Genomic DNA, 25,206 nt, shown 5'->3' with positions numbered 1-25,206 from the left:
AGGTAAAAGGGGTTAATAAGCAGGGATAGCTTGAAGTAGGAACGAACACGACACTAAATTGGAGTTAAAGAAGGGGATAGTGTTATGGATGCTATTATAGAAAAAGCAAATAACCTCGGTGAGTTATCTCGATTTCTATCAGAAACAAATAGTCAGAAAACATCACATATTAGTTATTGTGGTGAAAAAGAAGAAGAAATCTACCAGACATTAAAAGAAGCTTTTATTAGTGACGAGGGCGATATTAAATTTTTAATCGCTAGAAATAGGACAGGAGAAATTTTAGCGGCTATTGGATTTGATATCGAAGAAACGGTAGCAGAAGTGTGGGGACCTTTTAATAAAACATCTTCTATTTATTTGCAATCTCAATTATGGAAACAGTTAGTTAATGAAAATCCTTTGATTCAAAAATTTCATTTTTTTATCAATGAAGAAAATGAGCTGCAACAAGTATTTATGAATGAAATAAAAGCAAAAAAGACTGGTGAACACTTGATCTTAGAAATTAAAGAACAAAATTTTGATAAAGTTATTGAAATGAAAAGCGAGCCATTTAAACATAGTGATTTTCAAGCATTTGAAATGCTGCATAACGCAATGTTTCAAAATACTTATTATGATGGAAAAACAATTATTGAGAGACTTAACGATAGAAATATGTTAAAGATACTTAAAAATATGTCTAATGAGTTGCAAGGCTATGCGTACTTTGAAGTCGATACTGAAATGCGAGAGGCTTCATTGGAGTATATCGGTGTTTCAAAAAATGCTCAGAGTCAAGGTCTAGGAACGAGGTTGTTAAAGGAAGTTTTAACAGAGATGTTTTCATTTCCACAAATTAATGAAATTAAACTAACCGTTGATAGAGCAAATAGTCAAGCAAATCGAGTATATATGAAAGTTGGTTTTGAACCAAGAGATATTCTTATAAGTTATCGCCTCAAACTGTAAAAGAGTTAAGTTCAATGAGGGCGGAGAACATTAAGTGTAAAAGCGCTCGGATTTTTTTCGAGCGCTTTTACTTACCATTTATATTGCTGATTTGTAGTTCTAACTTATGCTTCTTTCTATCAACCGAATCCGTTAGAAACAAGGCAATTCTTTTTTTGTTGTAAATTAGATGCGCTCGATAAAATCACTCACAACTTTGTTAAACCGATCGCTTTCTTCGAGAAAAGGGCAGTGACAGCTGTTCTCAAAAACTTCAAGTACAGAACCTGAAACCAGCTTTTGAATATGCCTTCCAGCCGCTACAGGAATGAGTTTTTCTTCTTTTCCAAAGCACAGTAAAGTAGGAATTGTAATAAACGGGAGGAATTCTCGATAGTCCACAATGGATTGATCAAACAAAATAGCACTAGCTATCGACTCGGGCATTTTCGTTACTTCTTTCATAATCCAATGTTTATCTTTTTCAGTTAATTCATCCTTAAACATAAGCGGAATAAAACTCTCTAATGTACTTGTTCGATCAAGCTGAATACCTTGCATAAGCGAAATAAGGGCAGGTAAATCAAATGCACCGATTGGAAAGTCTGACCATTTAAAGTCTGAAGCCATTTCATCTACAATAATATTCCCTTTTACATTTTCTTCACCAAATTGTTTCAAATATTCCCACACAACAAAAGCACCCATCGACCAGCCTACTAATATGACGTCTTTTAATCGATTATTATTTATAAACTCATGCACATCGCGAGCATAAGTGGAAATTGTGTGACCATATGGAGTATGACTTGAATTTCCATGTCCTCTTAAATCCAAAAGAATAGTTTGATACTGTTTCGAAAAAAAAGAAAGCTGGTTGTGAAAAAAACGACTGCTCATCCAAACTCCGTGAATGAAAATAATAGGTGTTCCTTCCCCTTGTTGTTCATAGTATAAAGTTGCACCGTCTTTTAATGTATAAAAAGGCATCATTTCCGCCTCCAATCTCAAAGGTTCATATCTCATCATGTATGCGCAGAAAAGCTCAGGTAGAACGTATCTCCGCAAGAAAATGTTCATAAAAAAACAAATCCTAGAAGTGTTCGCCTTGATATGTTATACTATTACAGGCTTAAATACTGTATGTTTTTGAAACAATCATTCACTGTAATACTTTTTAGATAGAAGCATCCTCATAAAAAGGATGTTGTTTTTGTCGTAATGTACCTTTAAGTAATGAATTGTTACCATCAATTCGGTTCACAATAACCGACCTACATGCATTATATCTTGCAAATATAAACAGATAGGTGGAAGAAGCAACATGACTGAAAGAAAACCATATCAAGTACTACTATATTATTTGTACACTCCAATTGAAAATCCTGAAGAGTTCACAGCTCAGCACTTGGCATTTTGTAAAGAGCTTGAACTAAAAGGACGCATTTTAATTGCGGCTGAAGGGATCAATGGAACAGTATCAGGAACAGTTGAACAAACAGATAAATACATGGAAACGATGAAAAATGATCCTCGTTTTGAAGGTATTGTATTTAAAATAGACGAAGCAGATGAACATGCGTTCAAAAAAATGCACGTGCGTCACCGCAAAGAATTAGTAACTCTTCGATTAGAAGAAGATGTGAATCCTCTTCGCGTAACGGGTAATTACTTAAGCCCAAAAGAATTTTATCAAGCGATGCAAGATGAAAATACGGTCGTAATCGATGCACGAAACGATTATGAATACGATCTAGGCCACTTCCGAGGAGCTGTTCGTCCGGATATTCAAAACTTCCGTGAGCTTCCTGAATGGATTCGCGACAACAAAGATCAGTTTGAAGATAAAAAAATCTTAACGTACTGCACAGGCGGTATTCGCTGTGAAAAATTCTCTGGATGGCTTCTTGAAGAAGGTTTTGAAGATGTAAGCCAGCTTCACGGAGGTATTGTAACATACGGAAAAGATCCGGAAGTACAAGGTGAACTATGGGATGGTCAGTGCTATGTATTTGATGAGCGCATCAGCGTACCAGTTAACCAAAAAGAGCATGTGATTGTCGGGAAGGATCACTTTACCGGCGAGCCTTGCGAACGTTATGTTAACTGCTCAAACCCAGAATGCAATAAGAAAATCTTAGCTTCTGAAGAAAACGAACACAAATATTTACGCGCTTGTTCACATGAATGCCGAGTAAGTCCCCGTAACCGCTATGTAAAAGAACATGGTTTAACAGAGGAAGAATTTGCAGCACGTGTTAAAGAGTTAGAAAACGAACACGTAACTTTATAATAAAAAAACAGCACGCTATATACAGCGTGCTGTTTTTTTATGAAAAGATTCTCTTGTAACCTAGTGTTTAGAGAAGGTTATGCAACGGGTATTTATAAAAAGGAAACATATTCCTGTTTTTTGTTTTGCATACTTAAAGGAATATTTTTTAGAAAGCGATTAAAAAACGGTTGTACATAAAAACAATAAAGGAGCATGAAAATGGAAGCGAAAATTGAAAAAAAGTACGATGGACGTTTACTGGAAGGACCCCTATGGGATGAAGAAAATCAAAGATTAGTGCTAGTAGACATTTTAGATAAAAAACTTCTTACGTACGATCCAAAAACGACAACATTAGAAGATATGGATCTTCCTTCAGTTGTTACAAGCGTTTCTACAACCAATCATTCAAAATTGGTCGTCTCCACTCGTAATCAGCTGCTTTTAGTGGATAAAAACAAAAAGAATCATGAAGAGTATATCCGTTTAGATACTCTTGAAAAAAACATGCGTTTTAATGACGGGAAATGTGATCCATATAATCGCTTTTGGATTGGCACGATGAGTGAAGAAGATGAAGAAGGAAAAGCCCAGCTGTACGTAGTAGATGAAAAAGGTGTAATTAAGAGTGCTAAAGAAGGATTAAGCGTGTCAAACGGGCTAGCTTGGAATCGAACAGGAGACAAATTCTTTCTGGTTGATTCCCCAAAAAATAAAATTATGTCTTATTCATTTTCTAAAGAAACAACAAGGCTCGAAGATGAAAAAGTGGTGATTGACCTTTCAGATATAGACGGGTTTCCTGATGGAATGACAATTGATGAGCACGACCGACTGTGGGTAGCGCTTTGGGGAGGTTCGAAAGTTATTTGTGTAGATCCAGAGAAAGGAGAAATTATAGAATCTATTCATCTTCCTGTTTCCAATGTAACCTGCTGTACATTTGGAGGAGACGATTTACAAACTTTATTTATCACCACAGCTAAGGAAGAAGAAAAATACGAAGAAGCTGCCGGCTCTCTTTTTTCATGCCGAGTAGGAGTAAAAGGCTTACCGGCTTATACTTACGTATATTAGACCAGCACTTATCAAAATGTAATGATTCAGACCAGTAACGATAGATATTAAATGCAGTTTCTACAACTCCTTTGCACTGCGTTCATTCCCTTTACATTTTATTCATTATGAGGAAGAGGAATAAAACATGACGATAACGAATTCCCATAAAGAAGCCTTTCAAAGAATATGAATACTTGTATTGGGTAATAATGGTTAAAGGTACAAAAGGAGGAATTGTTTTGAAACAAACATTGTATGAAAAAGTGGGCGGACAAGAAGCGATTGAAAAAGTAGTAGACTATTTTTATTCTGAGCTTGTTTTAAAAGACGAAACAGTTAGTCACTTTTTCGAGCACACGGATATGGATAAACAACGTCGACATCAAGCTAAGTTTATAAGCTTTGCCTTAGGTGGACCGAATCAATATTCAGGAAAGTCGATGGCTAAAGCGCATGCAAATATGAATATTCAGCCCGAACATTTTAATGCAATTGCTAAGCATCTTCACGATGCACTTGCTCACTTTAATGTTGAAGAGCCTGATATTGACCAAGCATTAAGTAAAGTTGAATCCCTAAGAAATGATATTCAATATAAATAAATCATAAAAAAAGAAGGTTATTGTGACCTTCTTTTTTTTATGCGCAAAGCTGTGATGTATGAAGGAAACATGGAAAAGACATCGTAATATGATAAAAATGCAATAGGTGAAAATATTTATTGAAAGTCTGGGAGTGGGAGTATGTCAGCAATTAATGGGAAGCAATACGTAGAGAGAATCAATCAATTAAAAGCAAATGTATGGGTTGATGGCAAACTCGTAACAGGCAATATATCAGAACATCCGGCTTTTAAAGGAGCCATTAACAGTCAAGCTAAACTTTATGATCTTCAGCATGATAAAAAAATTAAAGATATCATGACATACCAATCTCCGGATTCCGAGGATTTTTTTGGTACATCTTATTTACAGCCTACAACAAAAGAAGAGTTAAAAAAGAGACGAGAGATGACTCAGGAGTGGGCTCGCTTAACTCACGGTATGATGGGGAGAAGTCCAGATTATATGAATACCGTATTGATGGCTTTTGCATCCTCTGCAGAACTCCTGAGAGGAGAAGAAAATTGCTTTCCTGAAAACATCATTTCTTATTATGAATATGTGAGAGAGCACGATTTATCGCTCACTCATACATTCATCGATCCTCAAGTCAATCGAATCCAATTTTATTACGAGCAAAACGATGAACCGATAGCAGCAAAAATAGTTGATAAAAACAATGAGGGAATCGTTATCCAAGGTGCGAAACTGCTTGCTACACAGGGCGGCATGACGGATGAGCTGCTCGTACTGTCTTCAGCGGGCATTCAAGGAAAAGAAAAAGGATTTGCTTTTTCGATTCCAAGTAATACAAAAGGAATTAAATTTATTTGTAGAGAATCATTTGCAGGAAAAGATTCGACGTTTGATTATCCATTAAGTTCTAGATTTGAAGAAATGGATACAATTGTTGTCTTTGACCATGTATTAGTACCGTGGAACCGCGTGTTTTTCTATGAAAATGTAGACGTATCAAATACATTCCTTGCTTCTAGTTCCTTCTCAGCTTTTGCACTGCATCAAGTAACTTCAAGGAGAATTGTCAAAACAGAGTTTGTATTAGGGATTGTACAATCTCTGATTGAAACCATTAACATTATAGACTATCCGCATGTACGAGAAAAAGCAACAGAGCTTATTATTGCGTTAGAAACGATGAAAGCTCTCGTGATGAAAGCAGAAGAAGAAGCGGAGATTGATACATGGGGATACATGCGTCCGAATGAAACTACACTTCGTATTGCCGCAAATATATTTTCAAAAACATATCCTACCTTTACAGAGATTATCCAGCTTTTAGGTGCAAGCGGACTAATGGCAATACCAACGGAAAATACGTGCCGCTCGTTGGTTAAAGAAGATATTACGCGTTATTTGCAAGCTAAATCGAGAGGTGCAGAAGATCGAATTAAGCTTTTTCGACTTGCATGGGATTTAACGATGAGTCCGTTTGGCACAAGGGAAACACTGTATGAACGTTTTTTCTTTGGAGAGCCTGTACAGTTAACCAGTTATCTGTACTTATCTTACGATAAAGAGCGCTATGTGCAGAGAGTAACCGATTTTTTGAAAAGTTAACGGAGAAAACGAATCTCCGCTGGATATGATAGTTTAGTTGCAAAAACAGCGGAGATGCTTATTGAATAAATTTGAAAAATCTGCAATAATTTTCAGGGAATCATTCTGTGAACACACTAAAGAATACTATAAAGATAGGATGTTACAATGAAGCAATTAATCTATTTTGGTTTAGAACAAGCAAAATCTTGTGTTTTTCCTGTTATTATTTTTCTTACATTGGCCATGACAAAAATAATTGAAGTACCGTTCATTTCTAGATATGACCTTATTTTATTAGTCTGTCTAGGAACTCAAGTTTTAATGGTGATGTTTAAACGAGAAACGCTTGATGAAGTAAAAGTCATTGCAGTATTTCATTTAATTGGACTAGCGTTAGAACTCTACAAAGTTCATATGGGCTCATGGAGCTATCCGGAAAAAGCTTTCACTAAAGTCTGGGGAGTTCCGCTGTACAGCGGATTTATGTATGCTAGTGTAGCCAGCTACATGTGCCAAGTGTGGAGAAGGCTTGAATTAAAGCTTACGAATTGGCCTTCTACGTGGATTGTCAGTATACTAAGTATGGCTATTTACCTTAATTTTTTCACGCATCATTTTATTTACGACTTCCGCTGGTTTTTAAAACTTTTTACTTTACTTATTTTTTATCGAACTTTTGTATATTTTACGGTTAACAAACGTACATATCGCATGCCTTTAGTATTGTCTTTTGTACTGATTGGCTTTTTCATTTGGATCGCTGAAAATATCGCAACATTTTTCGGAGCATGGCAGTATCCAGATCAACAGCAGCAGTGGACAATGGTTCATATAAGTAAAATTAGCTCTTGGCTTCTTCTTGTGATTGTTAGTTTCTTGATTGTTGCTTTACTAAAGCATTTAAAAGAAAATCAAAATCAATTTAAACAAAGTAAGAAATCAAAAGAAACAAACGAAATATATGAAAGATAGAAACATAACTATGTACATGCTGTTAATATAAGGTACAGAATCTTTGGAGGCTTATATGCAAGAATATATCTTTTATCTTCCCTATTTTAAATCAGCGGGAAAGACCGTAGCAGTTACAAATGAAAATGGAGAAAATGTCGGACAACTTAAGAGAGTGCATAAAAACATGTGGACTAAAAGTATTGATTTTTTAACTCGTGATGGACTTCCAGTGTTAGATTCTATTTCTTGGTTTCCTATCTTTTCCTGCGGCTTAAAGGTACATGTACAAGTTCAATGGGAAGGAAGAACGGTGTTTATTGATCACGTGAAAAAACACCGGTGGGTGATAAAAGAAAATGGAAAAATAATAGGGGATTTATTAGGTAAAGGAATAATTAAAAACGAAGGAGCACAAGAAATTAGATGGGGAAATAACGTCTACATGTTAAGCAGTCATGAAGCCGTAGAGGAAGCGTGTATTTTTAATCAAAAAAGAGAAAAAGTCGCGGAGTTTAAATCAGACCTTTTTCATTTTAAACAAGGAAAACACTCAATAAGAGTAACAGAAGAACTGCCCGTACCCATTTTTATCGCTTCTTACTATATAACTACTTTTATTATGCCATACATATAATCAGGCGCAGAATGATTCTGCGCCTGATTTTTATATCATGATTTTACAAATATCATTTGTGAATTCAACGGGATCACTAATAGATAAGCCTTCAATTAAAAGAGCTTGGTTATATAATAAATTTGTATAAAGGTCTAGTTTCTCTTTGTCATTTTCAAATGCATCTTTTAAAGAAGCGAATACATCATGATTTACGTTAATTTCTAAAACTTTTTCTGCTTTTACATGCTGATTATCAGGCATAGCACTTAAAATTTTCTCCATTTCAATCGTTACTTCACCATCAGCTGATAAGCAAACGGGGTGTGTTTTTAAACGTTTAGACGCGCGCACATCTCCTACTTTTCCCGCCAAAGCTTTTTTCATATAGTCAAATAGCTCTTTATTCTCTTTTTCCTCAGACTCATTGAGCTGTTCTTCTTCTGCTTCAATCCCTAAGTCACTACTTGAAACAGACTTAAATTCTTTTTCTTTGTACGTCATTAACATTTTAATCGCAAATTCATCGATATCTTCTGTAAAATACAGAATTTCGTACCCTTTATCTGCAACTAATTCTGCTTGAGGAAGCTTTTCAATGCGGTCGTACGATTCTCCTGATGCATAATAGATATACTTTTGATCCTCAGGCATGCGTGATACATACTCGTCTAGTGTTACGAGCTTTTTCTCTGTAGAAGAATAGAATAAAAGCAGGTCTTTTAATACATCTTTGTTGCTGCCAAAGTCACTGTAAACGCCGTATTTTAGCTGACGGCCAAATGATTCATAAAACTTCTCGTACTTTTCACGTTCGTTTTTAAGCAAACTTTTTAACTCATTTTTGATTTTCTTGCCGATGTTTTTGGCAATCAGCTGAAGCTGGCGATCTTGCTGTAAGATTTCACGCGAAATATTAAGAGATAAATCTTCAGAATCTACCATACCTTTCACGAAGCTAAAGTAGTCTGGAAGAAGATCTGCGCATTTATTCATAATTAATACGCCGTTTGAATACAGTTCAAGTCCTTTTTCAAATTCTTTTGAGTAGTAATCAAACGGACTATTTTCTGGAATAAATAAAATAGCATTGTAGCGAATCGTTCCATCCACATTAATGTGAAGGTGAGTGAGCGGTTTATCAAACCCGTAGCGCTTTTCTGAATAAAATTGCTCATAGTCTTCTGAAGTCAATTCATTTTTATTTTTCTTCCAGATCGGTACCATACTGTTGATAACTTGCTCTTCTGTATAATCTTCTAGCTCGTTATCAGAACCTTCTTTAGGACGTTTTTCCGTTATGTCCATTTTAATTGGGTAGCGGATAAAGTCTGAATACTTTTTAATGATCTCTTTTAAACGATACTCTTCTAGATACTCATCATATGTTTCATCTTCTGTATTTTCTTTGATTTTTAAAATGATTTGAGTTCCAACCGTTTCTTTTTCGCAAGGTTCGATTGTATAACCATCAGCACCAGTAGATTCCCATTTATAGGCTTCATTGCTGCCTAACGCTTTACTAATCACCGTTACGACATCTGCCACCATAAACGCTGCGTAAAACCCAACGCCGAATTGGCCAATAATCGTGTGTCCGTCCTTTGTTTCATTTTCATTTTTAAACGCAAGGGAACCGCTTCGCGCAATTGTGCCCAAGCTGCTTTCAAGCTCTTCTTGCGTCATGCCAATCCCAGTATCTGTAATGGTTAAGGTACGGTTAGTTTTATCTGGTGTTACTTTTATGTAATAGCTTTCTTTGTTAAAACGCAAGGAGTCGTCTGTTAAGGCTTTGTAATAAATTTTATCGATTGCATCGCTTGAATTTGATAGAAGTTCTCTCAAAAATACTTCTTTTTGAGAATAGATGGAATTAATCATCATCTCTAATAATCGCTTTGATTCGGCTTTGAATTCTTTTTTTGACATAAGAAGTTCTCCTTTCCAAATAGGGCTTATAAAATAATTAGCACTTGAGTGGATAGAGTGCTAATCACTCTTTTTATTTAACATGTATTAGGATATTTGTCAATATATTAGGAGATTCACTAAAGAGATTAAAAATTTGACTGAAAAAAGCAAACTTTTAAAAAAAGGTTGAACGTTCTGAAAGAGTTTGCTAGAATATACTTAATTTCAAAGACTATATGTGACTGGCGAAACGCGGATAACCGTGAGGAAGCATATAGTGACGTAGCCGTTCGCCTGGGCAGAGGTAAGGGATTAATACATATCTCTTACCTCTTTCTGTTTAGGGGGAGAGGATATAGAAGTTATCAGACATGTAGGCTAAAAAACCAGACTTTTAAAAAAATTAAAAATGAAGTTCCTTTATCCAAAGGTAAAAACATGTAAAACTACGATGATAATCAGAGGAGAGTACAAAATGAGCACATTAACATTAGAAAAAGTACAAACAATCAAAACATTAAACAACATTGCACAAAAAGGTCTAAATGTTTTTAATCAAGAAGGTTATCAAATTGACAACGACAGCGAAAATCCAGATGCGATTGTCGTGCGTAGCTTTAACATGCACAGCATGGCATTTGACCAAAATTTAAAAGCTATTGCACGAGCTGGAGCAGGGGTTAATAATATACCGGTGGACGCTTGCACAGAGCAAGGTATCGTTGTATTTAATACGCCAGGAGCTAATGCAAACGCAGTAAAAGAAATGGTTTTAACTACAATTATGGCTTCTTCTCGTAACTTATTTGCTGGAGTTGAATGGACAAAAGGATTAGACGGCCAAGGTGATCAAATTCCTAAGTTAGTTGAAGCAGGTAAAAAACAGTTTGTTGGAAAAGAAATCAAAGGTAAAACATTAGGCGTTATTGGTTTAGGTGCAATTGGTGCTCTTGTAGCAAACGACGCGCTTGATTTAGATATGGACGTAATTGGTTTTGATCCATTCATTTCTGTTAATACAGCTTGGAATTTGTCTCGCAACGTACAGCGTGCAATGTCTCTAGAAGAACTATTTGCAGCATCTGACTATATTACGGTTCACGTTCCATTAACGGACGACACAAAAGGTGTTTTCAATAAAGAAACGTTTAGCATCATGAAACCTGATGTTCATATTTTGAACTTCTCACGCGGTGAGCTTGTAAACGAAGAAGATATGAAAGCTGCTCTTGAAAGTGGAAAAGTTGGTCGATATATTACAGATTTCCCAAATCAAAATGTCTTGAACATGAAAAATGTTGTGCCAATTCCTCATTTAGGGGCATCAACTCAAGAATCAGAAGAAAACTGTGCGGTAATGGCAGCACGTCAAGTGAAAAATTTCTTAGAAACAGGAAACGTTAAAAATTCAGTGAACTTCCCGAATGCATCTCTACCTTACACTGGGAAAAAACGCGTAGCTGCTTTCCATCACAACGTGCCGAATATGGTAGGACAGCTTACGCAAGTATTCTCAAACTACAATTTAAACATCGCAGATATGGTGAACAGAAGCCGCGGTGAATATGCGTATACAATGATCGATATTGACAATCAAGTAAGTGACGAGATTGTGCCTGAGCTAGAAGAAAAAATTGGTCAAATTGAAGGGATTATTACAAGTCGTATTATCTAATTTGGTTATCATCATATTTTAGTGTTTCAGCCCTAACTTTTCTAAGTTAGGGCTGTTTTTACATGGTATTTATCCTCATATCATTTCCTTCAGTCCCATAGCATATAGAAATACCTTTAAAGAGGTGAACGTTTTGTCAGAAGAAATGATAGGGATTTTGATAGGGTCACTCATCGCGCTGGCAGGAACATTCATTACGTCTGTCGTAGCTATAGCGATGTCGAAAGAGCAATACAAGCAAGAGCTTCGCAAAGCATTTATCCAAAAGAAAGTTGATGCCTATACCCATGTGTGTCAGGTTATTTTAGCTATAAAAAATGATTTACTGACAATAACCGTTTCTTCAGCCGGCTTAAACTGGACGGCCCAATCTATTAACAAACTAGCAGATGTATGTATTACGGAAGGACTGTGGATCGATGAAGAAGACAGCAAAAAGCTGGAGGTTCTGCAAAAGCAGCTTTCAAAGTTTGTATTGGATGAAATAGAACTGTCTAGACATGATATCCTCACAACCTGTTATGAAATTATTGAGTATTGTGAAAAAAAGGTAAGGATTCTTCATTTTATGACTAAAAAAGAATAGGTGATTACTACTTTAAGAAGGGGTAGTAGACGGATTAAAAAAGAATCGGAATATAAGGTCAAAAAACAATCCGTTTATACGCCAGCAGTCGACGAGGGCATTAGTAAGGAAAGGGCCAAGGGGGAATTTTTTGTAAAAACGATAGAAAAAGATAGGCTCAGTACCGGGTCTATCTTTTTGCGTTTATATAAAGATTAAATATATTTATATATGCATGTGTCCAAGCATTTACAGAAAAAACTCCTAAAATATAGTCCAGAAAGGAGACGATTGTATGTCAAATTACGAGTCGAGCAAACCGTATATTAAATCCGTTAATATACCTAATCCTTTATATCAATCGTTAAAAGGAGACTATTTTGTTGGACAAACTGAGCCTATTCGTTTTGATGGAAATAGAAACGCTTCGGGCGGATTAGTGAACCCTTCCGGCTCCGGAGTAGATTTATTTGTGAATGCTTTTACTATCACTAACTATTCAAACGAACCTTTTACTGCTGAAATTTGGTTTAATTCTATCCCCCCTGGAAAAGGAACAACTTCAGATAATGTGAGTCCAGCAAATACTACAATACGTTCAAAGCCAAAAGGTAAAATTAAATTTGCAGAAATGGTAAAAGGCGTTCCTGCTAAAGGGGTAAACGTATTTAACCGTGTTGTTCCGCCGAAAAGTACATTAGTAAGTGATGAAGACGGCAAATTTATCTTTCCAAACAACGGTTCATACGTTATTTTCTTAGTTTCTCCAGAAAATAAAGAAATTGAAGCTGAAATTGCATATGGATGGTTGGAGAAAAAACGTAAGAAGGACTGTTAACTGAATAGGTCTTAGCGATTGTATGAGAAGTGTATGAGCTATTTCATATTTAATACAGTTCTTAACAAACGGTAAGTGTTTATGAAAAGAACTTTACAGTAGCATCCAAAGTTCTTTTTTATAGCTTGCGTTTTTTCGTTTGATTGTAGATATAACTAAAGAAAAACAAGCAAACGTATAATTCCGATTACGCAAGCGATTTGAACGGCATTTAAAGAAGTTGAGGACTCAAGAAGCAAAGCGATAATACATAAGTAGAATGAAGTAACTTTTTTGTCCAGGATATAAGCATGCTTAACATCTCACGTTCATGTCTACATTCACATTATCTTAAGTTTCAATTCATACTGGCTTCATATAAATGAATCATACTGAATGTATTAATGAAAGATACGAGGTGAAACAATGTTAAACAAGCTTTTTAGACTATTTACACAAGAAACCAAGATATCTAAAGATAAAGAAGGAGATCTCCAAGAAGAGAACGATTTTAACGAAGTTTGTGATGATCATTTCATTATAGATGAGTATTAGAAACCTTATAAAACGCTGCAAAATTTCAAGGATTGATTGAGTATATCTGTACAACCAGTAATCGTACAAGGATCGTAAAGGTATACTTTTATGGCCGATTAATATTGATAAATTGCTTTTTACATGAAACAATGCGAAAAAGATGGGCACCCTAAAAGCAAAAGGAGGGGATAAAATGGGCAAAGAACCAAACGATGAAACAAGTGAAGGGCTGAATCAGCTTTTTGAAATCATCAATGCAAAAGGCGATGAGGGCGAACTTAGAGAAATTGTAAGCAGGAGCAGTGAAAAGAATAATTATAAAAATCATGAGGATCAATCGTAAAAAGAAAATAAAAAACCTCTTCATGAAAATCATGAAGAGGTCAGATGAAATAGTATTACACCCATTCCATCCGGCAGAGTTTTAAAGTGTTTTAAACTCTTGATGCGACTGGTTTTATGGAACTGATGGGATTCGAACCCACGACCCCTTGTCTGCCAGACAAGTATTCTCCCACTGAACTACAGTCCCGCTTATGTAGAGTCTTTATTGCCTGTTGACTCTACTATATTTTAATACGTATGACGCACGTTCGCAATAGTTATTTTCAGTTTTTTCTAATTTCTTCATATGAATATTAACTTCTAAAAAAATCATTTACTTCTTGTTTGTACGTATTAAAAAAACTTGGAATTTGGCTTGGTTCCAATCCTTTTTCAGCGTATTTGCTGATGGACTCGTAGTACCATTTCTGTTTTTCGAATCCTCTTTTAAAACTATTCCAAATTGTATCTCCTTGCTGATCGTAGCTTTCTTTTAAAGACCGTAAATTGTCTAATTTATCTGCTACAATTAAAGATTTCACTTCAAGAGAACCAGTTTTCACAATTTGAATTGTATGCTGTTTACGTTCTTCCCAGCTTTTGGATTTGTCTTCTGTATGAGCTTCAACAATCTCCGCTACCTCTAAGCCAAATCTTTGTACAATTTCTTCGAGTGTTAAACTTGTATCTTCTACAGCATCATGCAGATAAGCTGCTGCAATTACTTCTTCACTAAAACCTGCTTTTTCTAAAATATTACCTACGTTAATAGGATGAACGATATAAGGTTTATCAGACAGCTTACGCATTTGGCCGGTATGAGCATGTTCTGCATACCTACGTGCTTCTTTTATTAAAGACATCATATTCCTCCATTTTTTATACAGTATATCTTCATATTATTAGTATAAACGAATATAGCTCTTCTAACGTTATGAAATTGCACAAATTCATTTCTTATAATAAGGTAAGGCTACCAAAAGCCCTTCTTATTGTACGGTTTTTTATAAAGCCTAATATCTATTTAATAGGCCTGTATCAGTTGCCATTTCCTTTTTTATTCATAGTTTGTATGAAGGAGTGATAGCAATGCAAAACCGTAATAATCAAAATATTAAGGTCATTGATGTTTCTCATCACAACGGAACAATTAATTGGGCAAAAGTGGCGTCGGATGGGGTAAAAGGCGCGTATATTAAATTAACAGAAGGTACAACCTTCTTAGATAAAAAATCATATGATAATTATATAGGAGCAAAAAATGCAGGTCTACGTGTAGGCTTTTATCACTTTGCTCATGCTGATAATGATCCTATTGCAGAAGTTAATTTCTTTTTAAATAAATTAGGCAGCATGAAGGTTGATTTGCCTCATTGCTTAGATTTGGAAGAAAATAAAGGGAAAACAAAAGCGCAGGTCACAGCCTTTGCAGTTAGATGGATGGAATATATTGAAAGGAAAACAAGCATTACGCCTATTCTTTACACCGGGTATAGTTTTATTAAATCCAATTTTACAAGCGCCGTGGCAAGATATCCGCTATGGATAGCTCGTTACAGTGGAAGTAACCGTTCCAAGGGATTTACTAATCCAGGTGATACGGCCATTTGGGATAGATGGTCTATGTTTCAATATACAGATCAAGGAAAAGTAAACGGGATTAAAGGCAATGTTGATATCAATGAAATGGATCTGGATTTCTTTAATAGTATTAACACAGGGGTGGCGGTGGTGGAAAATAATCAGCCATCAGCACAATTGCAGCAAGGTGATAGCGGACTAGCTGTAAAAGAACTGCAGCAAAACTTAATTAAATTAGGATTTGAGCTTTCCCAGCAAGGAACCGATGGCCAATATGGCAGTGAAACTGTTGCAGCTGTTAAAGCTTTTCAAGAAAAGTATGGATTAACGTCAACTGGAAAAGCTGATGAGAAAACATTAGCTAAAATGATGGAATTGCTTAAGGGTGTAAGTAATCCTATAGAAGAATCATTACCAAAGGTTACTTCACTCGGAGATAAATATTCTTTTCAAGTAAAAGCGAAGAAGGATATTGGAGTCTACAAGTATGCGAATGTAACAGAGAATTTCAGAACTATAAAAAAAGGCACGGTATTTAGCGTATATGGCTATACGAGTGCAGCATGGGCTGTTCCAGGCGGATTCGTGCAAATGAAAGACGTAGAACCTATCCCAGTTACAATTAAAACAGGCGGATTAAGTAAAGACATGGAAACAGAGTTTCGTGCTTTCTTAAAAAATGAAGGAATTGACAGTGAATTAAACGTACATGCAATAGGTAATCCGTCAGCTGAACTCACAGCAGCTGGACTGGATTTTGTAAAAGTTAAGCAATTTTTAGATAAAAAAGGCTGGTACTACAAGCAATAAACCCCCGCTCTGAAGAGTAGGGGTTTATTTTGAGGTTTTATAAAAAAGAAGAGCAGACATCAATTAAGTAATTAAAATATGTTCTAAATAACAAATTAGGTGGCAACAAAAAAGTTTTTATGTATAGTCGACCTCTAACAGTCATATTTTTAGTCAATGGCTCATGGAGGGTGAATGAATATGAAAAATACGCAGATTCGAATTGAAACACTATCCTATCACTATGAAAGCATTATGGTGAATAATGAAGTAGAGCGTGCGATAAAAAGTATTGAAGTGACGTATCGAGCATATAAACATAACCACGTTTTAAACGGGCACGTAGTACTTTCAGGAGAAGAGATTTACGATCTTCAGCAGCTGACTCACGCAGTGGCTGGGAAAATAAAAGCAGAATTAGAAACTACATAAAAAAGCGCCTTTCTTTAAATTTCAAACATTAAAGAAAGGCACTTTTTTATATTAATTATTAATTAAACTGCAAAAAGAAGAAATTAAAGTATGTTCTAAATAAAATATATAAATAAAAAACATAGCATCTAAGAGAATTCCCTAAGCCCTACGCATTACCTTTGCATTGTGAACTTTCTCTCTTTTACTATGTGTAAGCAACACGCCGCATAACGTAATGATGCTTCCAACAATGGAAGCTGCACTCGGGATATCTTTTAAAAGCAGCCACGCTAAGAAAAAGGACAGCGCAGGAGTTAAGTAAAGAGAGATGGCAGCCTCAGCAGAACCTATACGCGATGTCAGATAAGCGAGTACCATATAGGGAATAACGGTTGGAAATAATCCTAAATATATCACGCTTATTGCTGATCTGACAGAGATATGTGCAAGTTCTGTTTCTAACCCAGGTAAAAAAACAAGCATAGAAATTGTAGCCCCCCAAATACTGTACGTCACAAAAGAAAGGAAACCATATTTTTTTAATAAATTTTTTTGACATACTATATAGACGCTTTCTGCAAGGGCAGCTAGCAGAACCAGTAAGATTCCATTAACTGAGTGTACAAAATTCTCTTTGCTGAAGGTTAAAAGTACAATACCCGCAAAGCTTACTGCAGATCCAATCCATTTTCTTTTTCCGAACTCCTCCTGAAAAAGAAAAATAGCTAAAAGCGAAGAAAAAATAGGAGTAGTCGAGATCAGTAAACTCGCAATACCCGCACTTACCGTTTTTTCTCCAATGTTTAAGGCCGTGTGATAGACGGCAAAACCTAAAAAACCGAGAGCTAAAAGAAGTGGAATATCTTTTATGTCAGGCAAGGGCATGCGTGTGGCTATTGCAATAACTAACAGCACTACAGAAGCAATACTTAACCGAACAAAAGCGAGGTGCTGAGGAGAAAACGATTCCAGCCCTATTTGAATAACTGGAAATGCTGAAGCCCATAAGCTAATCATCAGTATATGTAAGAACACCAGACTAAACGTTAATTTCATACCTATTCATCTCCATTTTTCATTTTGAATCCAACCAGTATCTATTGTGGTTCCCATGTTAATAAACATTTGATAAAATGTCTTCAACCAGTTTGAAAGCAATTAACCCAACCACTTTAAAAACAGGAGTACGTGTATGAATCAAGAGAACAGTTCGAGTTATCCAAAATACAAGCAAATCATTGATTTTATGAAAGAGAAAATTGCGCGTGGAGAATGGCCGATTGGAAGTAAAATTCCTAGTCAGCGAAAGCTTGCTGCTATGTTTGATGTCAACCGAAGTACGGTCATCACCGCATTAGAGGAATTAACAGCGGACGGTTTAATTGAAGGTAAGATGGGAAAGGGAACCATCGTTATAAATAATACGTGGACACTTTTGGCTACAACTCCGCCCGATTGGAATGTTCATGTGAAATCAGGCATGCATCATCCGAGTCAAGCAATGGTACAAGATATTAATGAATCCGAATTTAACTCAAACCTTATTCAATTAAGCAAAGGAGAGCTTTCACCTGACATATTTCCTAAAAACAAAATGAAATACGCCGTAGAAAAAGTAGCAGAAAATATGGAGGTTCTAGGATACGAAGAACCAAAGGGGTATTTGCCTTTACGAAAAGAGTTAAGTGCATATATGAAAACAATAGGGATTGAATCTTCTCCAGATTCTATTTTAATTGTTTCCGGCGCTCTTCAAGCTCTTCAGCTTATTTCAATTGGACTGCTGCAAAGAAACTCTTCGGTTTTGCTCGAAAAACCTTCTTATCTATATTCCTTACATGTATTTCAATCAGCCGGAATGAAACTCAAAGGCCTTGCTATGGATGAGGAAGGAATAAAAGTAACAGCTATAAAACGCGCCGACCCTCAAGAAGGGCAAGCTATTTTATATACAAATCCATGTTTCCATAACCCAACGGGAACATTAATGTCACAAAATAGGCGTTACGATTTGTTGAAAGAATGTGAGGAACATCAGCTTCCTATTATTGAAGATGATTTATACCGCGAATTATGGCTAGATAAACGGCCTCCGCTGCCATTAAAAGCTTTAGATAAAAATGGACACGTGTTATATGTTAGCAGTCTTTCTAAAACATTAAGCCCGGGATTACGGATCGGATGGATAGTCGGCCCAGAACCAGTCATTGAGCGTTTGGCGGATATTAAAATGCAAACAGATTATGGATCTAGCTCATTATCTCAAAGAGTAGCAGCAGAATGGTTTAAAAATGGCTTATATCAACAGCATATGGAAACTGTACGAACGGAATTGCGAACAAGAAGAAAAGTGATGCTGAATGCTTTGGGAACATACGCAGGAGATATAGCAACATGGACGAATCCTGAAGGAGGCTTTTTTATATGGGTGCATATTCAACCTTCTATTTCAATGAAATCTTTATACTCTCGTGCTTTAAAAAGAGGGATATTGCTTAACTCTGGAAGTATTTATGCACAAGAAACCGGCAGTTATCTTCGGCTTTCTTACGCCTATGCCTCTTTACCAGATATCGATAGAAGCATTAAAATTCTTGCTGAACTGATTCGGGAATTGCAAGTATAGTAAAAAAAGGAATAGTGGATTACCCACTATTCCTTTTTATTTGTATCAAACTCTTCTTCTTATAAAAAACATCAAGTAACAACTGACTATATATTACCATCTATAAATACGTGTTATTTTTTATGGAAAAAATAAGTTAATAAAACTTTTAATTGACTTTCTGTACGTTTTACATGTAAATCGTGAATGGTTTTAACTACGTAATCATTATCAAACATTTCCAACACCTCAATTATTGTTAAGTTTCCTGTTTGTTATAGTTTATGAAATCAGCAGATGCATATCATCGGCCATCAGCTGTAACTTTACGGTTTATCTTTTACAACTAAAGGCTGAAACGTACGTTCATGATTGAACGCACGAATAACAGGATATGCAAAAAAATGAAAAGTGTGCACGTTTTGTTTTAAAAAAGCTATATCTTTAAAAAAAGAAAATTGTCACACACATTTATGAATATGTATCTACTAAGTAAGAAGACTTTTTTAGTTGGTGGGATTGAAGGTGAAAAAGATGGATGAATTATTTAAAGATCTTGATCTGTACAGAACGCAAGAAGAAATGAAGCAGTATTTTGAACATACGCAGCAAATTATTCATCAAAACAAAGAGTATATAAAATTAGCCAGACTTAAAAAAGGGCGTTTCAAAAAGTTTTTTGAAGAGTTTTATCCGCTTTATTGCTTCAGCCAATCTTCTTATTGTCCGAGGAATTCAAAATTGAAGCTTATTATTGGAAGTCAAGGATACGACGGATTAATTATTCAGCCGGATGGTACTGAAAAACGAATTGAAATTACTTCTTACAAAGATGGGAAACTGGAATTTGAAGATGCACAGAGGGTCAATTCAGGAAATTTTGCTCTACCCCGTATCCAGACGGAAGGTTCTGTGGAAGAGTATATAGAAAAAGTGCTAGAGAACATTCAAAAAAAGAGCAAAAAAGATTATAGTGGCGCATCCATTTTATTTGTTGTACACACGTTTCATTATTTTGAAGCCTATGGAAAAAGTTCAGCTGCCTTTATTCGTACCTTAAAAAAAGAAATGAAGAAGACAGATTTTCGAGCGGATGAAATTTATTTATTGGAATTAAATCAGCCAGAAAGTGAAAGTGTTAAGCAAAACATTCATTTCATTAAATAAGAAGACACGCTGTAGATGTTGAGGTGTGTCTTCTTTTCTGATAACAGTAGAACTTAATGCAGGTTGATAATTTTGAAAATTACAACAATTAAGTGCTATAATTCAAGTATGAATATGCATTCAGAGGAGGAAAACCAATGGATTTAGCTTATAGAGAGAAAGCGTACGAATATGCCAAAAGATTCGAATCTAGCTATGACGATTATGATGAACGCTATAAGGTGCACAATAATCCGACGGTATGGCGATTTATGCCGCTGGCTGATTTTCAAGATTTACTAGAAACCAATGCGCTTTTTTTCGCAAAACCTGATGCATTTTCAGACCCCCTTGAAGGATGCTCTTCGATGTGGAACATAGAAGAGTTAAGAAAAAAAGGCGAACGTCATAACCGTACCTCTAGAACCTATATAAGAAAAATCCATGAATTTTCTGCTGTTTCATCCTGGCATATCAATGATTACGAAGCCGCTGGAATGTGGGATCTATATTTAAAAGGGAATGATGGCGTAGCTATTAAAACAACCTATGAAAATTTATTATGCAGTATTAAAGATTTACGCTATAAAATCTTCTCTGGAAAAGTGCAGTACATAGACTTCCAAAAAGAAATGATCAGTCACTCTGTATATGACACGTTATTTTACAAGCGCAAATCCTATCAGCATGAAAATGAATTGAGGCTTGTTATTGTAGCAAGTCGTATACACGCTTGGAAGCTGCAAAAGCTATTCGAAATTCAAGGTATTTCCGCAAATCAATGGCAAAAACGAATGGATATCCTCGAAAAAAGATCGTATGAGTTTTCTCACGAGCATGGCAACCTCCTTACATGTAATTTACATCAGCTTATCAACGATATTTACGTATCGCCAAGAAGCGCTCAAAGCTGTGTAGATGAGGTAAAAGCTCTTACTAAGAAACACGGTCTCGCTTATAAAAAGGTTATTCAGTCTGACTTGTATAAGGACTATATTTACTAAATGCTAGCGAAGTACACAAAGGCTTAATCAAAAAATGATTAAGCTTTTCGTGTTACACGTTTTATATTCCCATACATTTCCTCATATAAAATAAAACAAACCTTCAAAGCCTATATATACATATTAGACGAATCAGGAGTACAGTATGGTTAAAAAAATGCTGTTTATTTTAGTATGCGGGCTTTGTTTGTGTTTGTTTTTTCAATGGGACGTAAAAAAAGGCTATAACGCTTATGTTCGCGTACATCCGCTTATCGAAACGCCTGTTTACCAAGGCAAGATAGCGCTGTATACACAAGGAAGTAATTTATATCCTACTTTATTTGAGGATATTAAAAAAGCAAAAAAGTACGTGTACATTCAATTTTTTATTATTCGAGCGGACAACATCAGCATGAAGCTATTTGAGCTATTGAAAGAGAAAGCAGCTGAAGGGGTAAAGGTTAAACTTTCTGTAGATCGTTTTGGAGGAAACGATCTCTCCCGAACACTCATAGATGATCTTAAGAAAAATGGAGTTGAGTTTACCTTTAGTCGAAAAGCAAGCAGGCAGCACTTTTTTTATAGCATTAATCATCGAAATCATCGAAAGTTTGTCGTAGTAGATGGCCAAGAAGCCTATCTCGGAGGTTTTAATATAGGAGAAGAATACTTAGGGAAGCATAAAAAATTGGGCTATTGGCGTGATTACCACTTGCGAATTAAAGGAGAAGGTATTTTTGAAATTGAAAAGCAATTTTTGAAAGATTGGGAAGAAGACACGGGACAACATATATCTCCTCAGCGAGTTCCTATCGCTCGCTCTCACGGAGCAAACTATCAGCTATTGTTTTCAACTGGAGAAGAACTTGAGCAAAAGATGATTGATCTAATCAACCGTGCCAAAGTAAAGCTTACCATTGCTACCCCTTATTTTATTCCAAGTGAACATTTAATGAATGCACTTATTTCAGCAAAAGAAAAAGGCGTTTTAATCGATATTATACTTCCGGACAATACCGATGCGTGGTTCACTAAACCGCCTAGTTACCCTAAAACAGAGCAACTATTAAACAAAGGTATTCGAATTTTCTTATATAAAAAGGGGTTTTTTCACGGAAAAGTAATGGTCATCGATCATACGATTGCCAATATTAGCACAGCCAACTGGGATCCCCGAAGTTTTTATTTAAATGATGAAGCGAGCTGTCTTATTTATGATCGCGAGATGATTGCACACATAGAACGAGAAATTAATGAAGATAAAACAAACAGCCGCAGATTAACCAAAACAGTAATAGATGAAATCCCTAAATGGGAACGTTCTCTTAAAAAAACACCGGAATGGATTTATTATTATTTTTGAAAAAATACCCAAATCAAGTTTTAATTATTTTTCCCCGGGTATATATTCTGTGTAAGGCCAATACAGGAAAGGAGAGACTGTACACATGCATTGTTTTACAGCGACTTCAAGAAACGTATTGAGCACCTTAGAAGGAAGATTTGCTTTAATTACAAAAGGAACATTGGTAAACAATCGTTATACTAAGTGCTAGGCTGTCTAATTCAGACAGAATACTCGACTATTCTATTCAAACATAACATTCAGTATAAAAAAGAAGATGCATGCTAAGCGCATCTTCTTTTTTGTTGACTCTATTTTCTCTCTCTTTTGTACTTCGTCTTATTTTTACGCATAAAATAATAAAAAGGAGGGGGTTATGCTGTTTGATTATGAACGGGAGTTAACGATTGACCGAAAAGATGCTACTCGAAAGACTGCAGTCACTAATGCTGAGACTTATAAAAAAATAGACTGGGAACAAGTGAAATCAGAACAAAATCTTGCGGATGACCAAGCCCTTGTACGCGTACCTTTTCCGCTGATTTTCAAAAAAAATCAGCTGTATCCTGTATGGGATTTAAGAAAGTACGCTTTTTTATTTGAACAATCTACACCTGCTACTGTCCACCCTAAACTGTGGGAACAAGGAAAATTAAATGTACAAGCCGGTTTATATCAAGTAACTGAAAACATCTTTCAAGTAAGAGGCTTTGATATGGCTAATATTACATTTGTTAAAGGGAAAACGGGGTGGATTGTTATTGATTGCTTAACATCCAAAGAAACGGCAGAAAAAGCGCTTGAACTAGTAAACCAGCAGTGCGGGAAGCGTCCTGTTAGAGCTGTTATCTTCTCTCATTCGCATATAGATCATTACGGCGGAGTTCTAGGGATATTACCTGACTCAACACAAAATAAAACTAGTAAAGTTTATGCTCCTGCTGGATTTATGGATGCGGTTATTGATGAAAACGTCACGGCGGCAACAGCAATGACACGAAGAAGTCAATACATGTACGGTATTCGACTGCGACGCGATGAAAAAGGCTTAATTGACAACGGCATCGGAAAAGAAATTTCATTTGGAACAATCACGCTTATTAAAGGAATAGAAGAAATTCATCCTTCCGAACATCATTCTTATGTAAGTAAGAAAATTGACGGCGTCTCATTTCAGTTTCAGCTTACGCCAGGGACGGAGGCGCCTGCTGAAATGAACATCTATATTCCTAGTGAAAAGGCTCTTTGTATTGCAGAAAACTGTACGGCCACTCAGCACAACCTCTATACCCTTAGAGGAGCAAAAGTAAGAGACGCAGCAGCGTGGGCAAAATACTTGCAGCAAGCAATCAATTTATTTGGCCAAGAACTAACAACTGTATTTGGGGTACATAATTGGCCAAGGTTCAGAAACGAGTCGTGCATCACATATATCGAAAATCAACGAGATGTTTATCAATATATTCATGATCAAACATTAAGGCTGATGAATCAAGGCTATACCATCGACCACGTCGGCCGAATGATGAAGCTACCGGAAACCCTATCTCACGAGTGGTATACAAACGGCTTTTATGGAACGGTTAACCATAACGCAAAAGCGGTTTATCAGCGCTATATGGGCTGGTATAACAGCAATCCTGTAGATTTAAATAAACTGTTTCCTGAAGAGTCAGCTAAGAAATATGTAGAGTATATGGGCGGAGCGGACAACATTGTCCAAAAAGCACAGCGCTGTTTTCAACAAGGCGACTATCAATGGGTAGCTGAAGTGACCAAACAAGTTATTTACGCTGATCCTCACCATGTGAAGGCAAAACTTTTATGCGCAGACGCGCTTGAACAATTAGGGTATATAGCTGAATCTGGTCCTTGGCGAAATGAATATTTAACAGGAGCCAAAGAACTTCGTTTAGGTAATATACCGCTGCCAGTCAACATTATTACAAAAGAAGTATGGGATACACTTCCTTTGAAAAATATTTTAGAACTATTTAGCATTCGCGTAGATGGATTAAAGGCGGGCGCATGTAACTATCGTATATTGTTTGTGATACCCGATCGTAATGAAGAAGCTCTCACAGAACTTAAGCATGGAATCTTTAGGTATCTTGGAGATACGCGAAAGAAAGCTGAGGTGACGGTAACGATGTGGCAAGATACCTTATACCGGCTAACAACTACAAATGATCACTCTTATAGCTCGGTCATATTTGTTCAAGGAGATAAATCAAAATGGGATTTCTTTTTGTCTTGTCAGGATTCTATTGATCCAAACTTTAATATTGTGACACCTGTTTCTAAAAAATAGAGTACCTGATTACAGCTCAGAAAGCACATCGTTGACTTTTTGTTCAAAACAGCTGTCGCATGTGAAGATTTCTTTTTCTTGAAAAGATGTTAGCCTTTCTCCACAGATGGAACAGCATTCTATATAGTGATTGTTTCGCTCTTGTTCTTTTCTTTCATGTAACATAGCACTTTCCTCCTTTTCAGTATAAATAGTTTGTCTTAT

Annotated in this window: 23 protein-coding genes, 1 tRNA gene and 1 riboswitch; of the genes, 18 read left to right on the top strand and 6 right to left on the bottom strand. The window is 36.0% G+C overall.

The features are described 5' to 3' along the window. Positions 1-84 precede the first annotated feature (84 nt). A complete protein-coding gene (locus SCI76_RS01980; protein ID WP_063247982.1) occupies positions 85-954 on the top strand; it encodes an N-acetyltransferase in 870 nt (289 codons plus the stop codon). 165 nt (positions 955-1,119) lie between these two features. Here SCI76_RS01980 and SCI76_RS01975 read toward each other — a convergent pair whose 3' ends face one another. After that, entirely contained in the window at positions 1,120-1,923 is an 804-nt protein-coding gene (locus tag SCI76_RS01975) for an alpha/beta fold hydrolase (RefSeq protein WP_230683506.1), read from the bottom strand. A gap of 334 nt (positions 1,924-2,257) precedes the next feature. Here SCI76_RS01975 and SCI76_RS01970 point away from each other — a divergent pair, with 334 nt between their 5' ends. From SCI76_RS01970 to SCI76_RS01945, 6 genes are all read left to right on the top strand, one after another. Next, on the top strand, positions 2,258-3,226 hold the full coding sequence (locus tag SCI76_RS01970; protein WP_033579013.1) for a rhodanese-related sulfurtransferase: 969 nt from the start codon (positions 2,258-2,260) through the stop codon (positions 3,224-3,226). A 201-nt stretch (positions 3,227-3,427) separates the two neighbouring features. Further along, positions 3,428-4,285 (top strand): SMP-30/gluconolactonase/LRE family protein, encoded by an 858-nt coding sequence (locus SCI76_RS01965; RefSeq protein ID WP_034266244.1) that lies wholly within the window; start codon positions 3,428-3,430, stop codon positions 4,283-4,285. 221 nt (positions 4,286-4,506) lie between these two features. Then, the gene (locus tag SCI76_RS01960; RefSeq protein WP_080968656.1) at positions 4,507-4,869 is read left to right on the top strand and encodes a group 1 truncated hemoglobin; all 363 of its coding nucleotides are present in this window, start codon (positions 4,507-4,509) and stop codon (positions 4,867-4,869) included. 141 nt (positions 4,870-5,010) lie between these two features. Beyond that, on the top strand, positions 5,011-6,447 hold the full coding sequence (hpaB, locus tag SCI76_RS01955; protein ID WP_063247980.1) for a 4-hydroxyphenylacetate 3-monooxygenase, oxygenase component: 1,437 nt from the start codon (positions 5,011-5,013) through the stop codon (positions 6,445-6,447). Positions 6,448-6,594: 147 nt separating this feature from the next. Next, a complete protein-coding gene (locus tag SCI76_RS01950) occupies positions 6,595-7,401 on the top strand; it encodes a DUF817 domain-containing protein (RefSeq protein WP_168760784.1) in 807 nt (268 codons plus the stop codon). A gap of 55 nt (positions 7,402-7,456) precedes the next feature. Next, entirely contained in the window at positions 7,457-8,017 is a 561-nt protein-coding gene (locus SCI76_RS01945) for a hypothetical protein (protein ID WP_048020863.1), read from the top strand. Positions 8,018-8,047: 30 nt separating this feature from the next. Here the strand turns inward: SCI76_RS01945 and htpG are convergent, their stop codons facing one another. After that, complete coding sequence (gene htpG / locus SCI76_RS01940; protein ID WP_063247978.1) at positions 8,048-9,925, bottom strand: molecular chaperone HtpG; 1,878 nt, start codon at positions 9,923-9,925, stop codon at positions 8,048-8,050. A 210-nt stretch (positions 9,926-10,135) separates the two neighbouring features. Then, positions 10,136-10,214: riboswitch (ZMP/ZTP riboswitch) on the top strand. Between the two features lie 168 nt (positions 10,215-10,382). Between htpG and SCI76_RS01935 the strand changes: the two genes are divergently transcribed. The 4 genes from SCI76_RS01935 (at position 10,383) to SCI76_RS01920 (ending at position 13,844) form a co-directional block, all read left to right on the top strand. Continuing rightward, positions 10,383-11,582: a phosphoglycerate dehydrogenase gene (locus SCI76_RS01935; RefSeq protein WP_013057119.1), complete on the top strand. Its 1,200-nt coding sequence runs from the start codon at positions 10,383-10,385 to the stop codon at positions 11,580-11,582. A gap of 133 nt (positions 11,583-11,715) precedes the next feature. Next, positions 11,716-12,168: a hypothetical protein gene (locus SCI76_RS01930; protein ID WP_048020859.1), complete on the top strand. Its 453-nt coding sequence runs from the start codon at positions 11,716-11,718 to the stop codon at positions 12,166-12,168. A 274-nt stretch (positions 12,169-12,442) separates the two neighbouring features. After that, the gene (locus SCI76_RS01925) at positions 12,443-12,985 is read left to right on the top strand and encodes a DUF6143 family protein (RefSeq protein ID WP_407544990.1); all 543 of its coding nucleotides are present in this window, start codon (positions 12,443-12,445) and stop codon (positions 12,983-12,985) included. Positions 12,986-13,694: 709 nt separating this feature from the next. Further along, on the top strand, positions 13,695-13,844 hold the full coding sequence (locus tag SCI76_RS01920) for a hypothetical protein (RefSeq protein WP_168760790.1): 150 nt from the start codon (positions 13,695-13,697) through the stop codon (positions 13,842-13,844). A 117-nt stretch (positions 13,845-13,961) separates the two neighbouring features. Here SCI76_RS01920 and SCI76_RS01915 read toward each other — a convergent pair. After that, positions 13,962-14,033, bottom strand: a tRNA-Ala gene (locus SCI76_RS01915). Between the two features lie 106 nt (positions 14,034-14,139). Then, positions 14,140-14,688, bottom strand: coding sequence for an HD domain-containing protein (locus SCI76_RS01910; protein WP_048020854.1), 549 nt, complete (start codon positions 14,686-14,688; stop codon positions 14,140-14,142). Positions 14,689-14,914: 226 nt separating this feature from the next. Between SCI76_RS01910 and SCI76_RS01905 the strand changes: the two genes are divergently transcribed. Beyond that, entirely contained in the window at positions 14,915-16,216 is a 1,302-nt protein-coding gene (locus tag SCI76_RS01905; protein WP_048020852.1) for a GH25 family lysozyme, read from the top strand. Positions 16,217-16,396: 180 nt separating this feature from the next. Next, the gene (locus SCI76_RS01900; protein WP_231099237.1) at positions 16,397-16,627 is read left to right on the top strand and encodes a hypothetical protein; all 231 of its coding nucleotides are present in this window, start codon (positions 16,397-16,399) and stop codon (positions 16,625-16,627) included. Positions 16,628-16,768: 141 nt separating this feature from the next. On the opposite strand, the gene SCI76_RS01895 is transcribed toward SCI76_RS01900, so the two are convergent. Then, positions 16,769-17,665: a DMT family transporter gene (locus tag SCI76_RS01895; protein WP_063247974.1), complete on the bottom strand. Its 897-nt coding sequence runs from the start codon at positions 17,663-17,665 to the stop codon at positions 16,769-16,771. Between the two features lie 136 nt (positions 17,666-17,801). Between SCI76_RS01895 and SCI76_RS01890 the strand changes: the two genes are divergently transcribed. From SCI76_RS01890 to SCI76_RS01870, 5 genes are all read left to right on the top strand, one after another. Next, positions 17,802-19,235 carry a PLP-dependent aminotransferase family protein gene (locus SCI76_RS01890; protein ID WP_028413297.1) on the top strand — a complete coding sequence of 478 codons (1,434 nt, stop codon included), beginning with the start codon at positions 17,802-17,804 and terminating at the stop codon, positions 19,233-19,235. A gap of 513 nt (positions 19,236-19,748) precedes the next feature. Further along, positions 19,749-20,381: a hypothetical protein gene (locus tag SCI76_RS01885; RefSeq protein WP_407544986.1), complete on the top strand. Its 633-nt coding sequence runs from the start codon at positions 19,749-19,751 to the stop codon at positions 20,379-20,381. 137 nt (positions 20,382-20,518) lie between these two features. Then, positions 20,519-21,364, top strand: a complete 846-nt coding sequence (locus SCI76_RS01880; RefSeq protein ID WP_028413295.1) for a DUF2971 domain-containing protein — start codon at positions 20,519-20,521, stop codon at positions 21,362-21,364. A 145-nt stretch (positions 21,365-21,509) separates the two neighbouring features. Then, positions 21,510-22,709, top strand: coding sequence for a phosphatidylserine/phosphatidylglycerophosphate/cardiolipin synthase family protein (locus tag SCI76_RS01875; protein WP_048020845.1), 1,200 nt, complete (start codon positions 21,510-21,512; stop codon positions 22,707-22,709). A 358-nt stretch (positions 22,710-23,067) separates the two neighbouring features. Continuing rightward, a complete protein-coding gene (locus SCI76_RS01870; protein WP_063247972.1) occupies positions 23,068-25,002 on the top strand; it encodes an alkyl/aryl-sulfatase in 1,935 nt (644 codons plus the stop codon). Positions 25,003-25,011: 9 nt separating this feature from the next. Here SCI76_RS01870 and SCI76_RS01865 read toward each other — a convergent pair whose 3' ends face one another. Next, the gene (locus SCI76_RS01865) at positions 25,012-25,167 is read right to left on the bottom strand and encodes a hypothetical protein (RefSeq protein WP_162871471.1); all 156 of its coding nucleotides are present in this window, start codon (positions 25,165-25,167) and stop codon (positions 25,012-25,014) included. Positions 25,168-25,206: the final 39 nt, after the last annotated feature.

Origin of the sequence: Priestia sp. HNGD-A6 (assembly GCF_045784335.1) — a bacterium.
Lineage (GTDB): Bacteria > Bacillota > Bacilli > Bacillales > Bacillaceae_H > Priestia > Priestia zanthoxyli.
The sequence above is the reverse complement of the archived record's forward strand: the minus strand, read 5'-3'. Positions and strand labels throughout refer to the sequence as shown.

Coding starts and splice junctions, on each gene's coding strand:
- SCI76_RS01980 (WP_063247982.1), top strand. CDS start 85: ATGGATGCTATTATAGAAAAAGCAAATAACCTCGGTGAGTTATCTCGA.
- SCI76_RS01975 (WP_230683506.1), bottom strand. CDS start 1,923: ATGCCTTTTTATACATTAAAAGACGGTGCAACTTTATACTATGAACAA.
- SCI76_RS01970 (WP_033579013.1), top strand. CDS start 2,258: ATGACTGAAAGAAAACCATATCAAGTACTACTATATTATTTGTACACT.
- SCI76_RS01965 (WP_034266244.1), top strand. CDS start 3,428: ATGGAAGCGAAAATTGAAAAAAAGTACGATGGACGTTTACTGGAAGGA.
- hpaB (WP_063247980.1), top strand. CDS start 5,011: ATGTCAGCAATTAATGGGAAGCAATACGTAGAGAGAATCAATCAATTA.
- SCI76_RS01950 (WP_168760784.1), top strand. CDS start 6,595: ATGAAGCAATTAATCTATTTTGGTTTAGAACAAGCAAAATCTTGTGTT.
- SCI76_RS01945 (WP_048020863.1), top strand. CDS start 7,457: ATGCAAGAATATATCTTTTATCTTCCCTATTTTAAATCAGCGGGAAAG.
- htpG (WP_063247978.1), bottom strand. CDS start 9,925: ATGTCAAAAAAAGAATTCAAAGCCGAATCAAAGCGATTATTAGAGATG.
- SCI76_RS01935 (WP_013057119.1), top strand. CDS start 10,383: ATGAGCACATTAACATTAGAAAAAGTACAAACAATCAAAACATTAAAC.
- SCI76_RS01925 (WP_407544990.1), top strand. CDS start 12,443: ATGTCAAATTACGAGTCGAGCAAACCGTATATTAAATCCGTTAATATA.
- SCI76_RS01920 (WP_168760790.1), top strand. CDS start 13,695: ATGGGCAAAGAACCAAACGATGAAACAAGTGAAGGGCTGAATCAGCTT.
- SCI76_RS01910 (WP_048020854.1), bottom strand. CDS start 14,688: ATGTCTTTAATAAAAGAAGCACGTAGGTATGCAGAACATGCTCATACC.
- SCI76_RS01905 (WP_048020852.1), top strand. CDS start 14,915: ATGCAAAACCGTAATAATCAAAATATTAAGGTCATTGATGTTTCTCAT.
- SCI76_RS01900 (WP_231099237.1), top strand. CDS start 16,397: ATGAAAAATACGCAGATTCGAATTGAAACACTATCCTATCACTATGAA.
- SCI76_RS01895 (WP_063247974.1), bottom strand. CDS start 17,665: ATGAAATTAACGTTTAGTCTGGTGTTCTTACATATACTGATGATTAGC.
- SCI76_RS01890 (WP_028413297.1), top strand. CDS start 17,802: ATGAATCAAGAGAACAGTTCGAGTTATCCAAAATACAAGCAAATCATT.
- SCI76_RS01885 (WP_407544986.1), top strand. CDS start 19,749: ATGGATGAATTATTTAAAGATCTTGATCTGTACAGAACGCAAGAAGAA.
- SCI76_RS01880 (WP_028413295.1), top strand. CDS start 20,519: ATGGATTTAGCTTATAGAGAGAAAGCGTACGAATATGCCAAAAGATTC.
- SCI76_RS01875 (WP_048020845.1), top strand. CDS start 21,510: ATGGTTAAAAAAATGCTGTTTATTTTAGTATGCGGGCTTTGTTTGTGT.
- SCI76_RS01870 (WP_063247972.1), top strand. CDS start 23,068: ATGCTGTTTGATTATGAACGGGAGTTAACGATTGACCGAAAAGATGCT.
- SCI76_RS01865 (WP_162871471.1), bottom strand. CDS start 25,167: ATGTTACATGAAAGAAAAGAACAAGAGCGAAACAATCACTATATAGAA.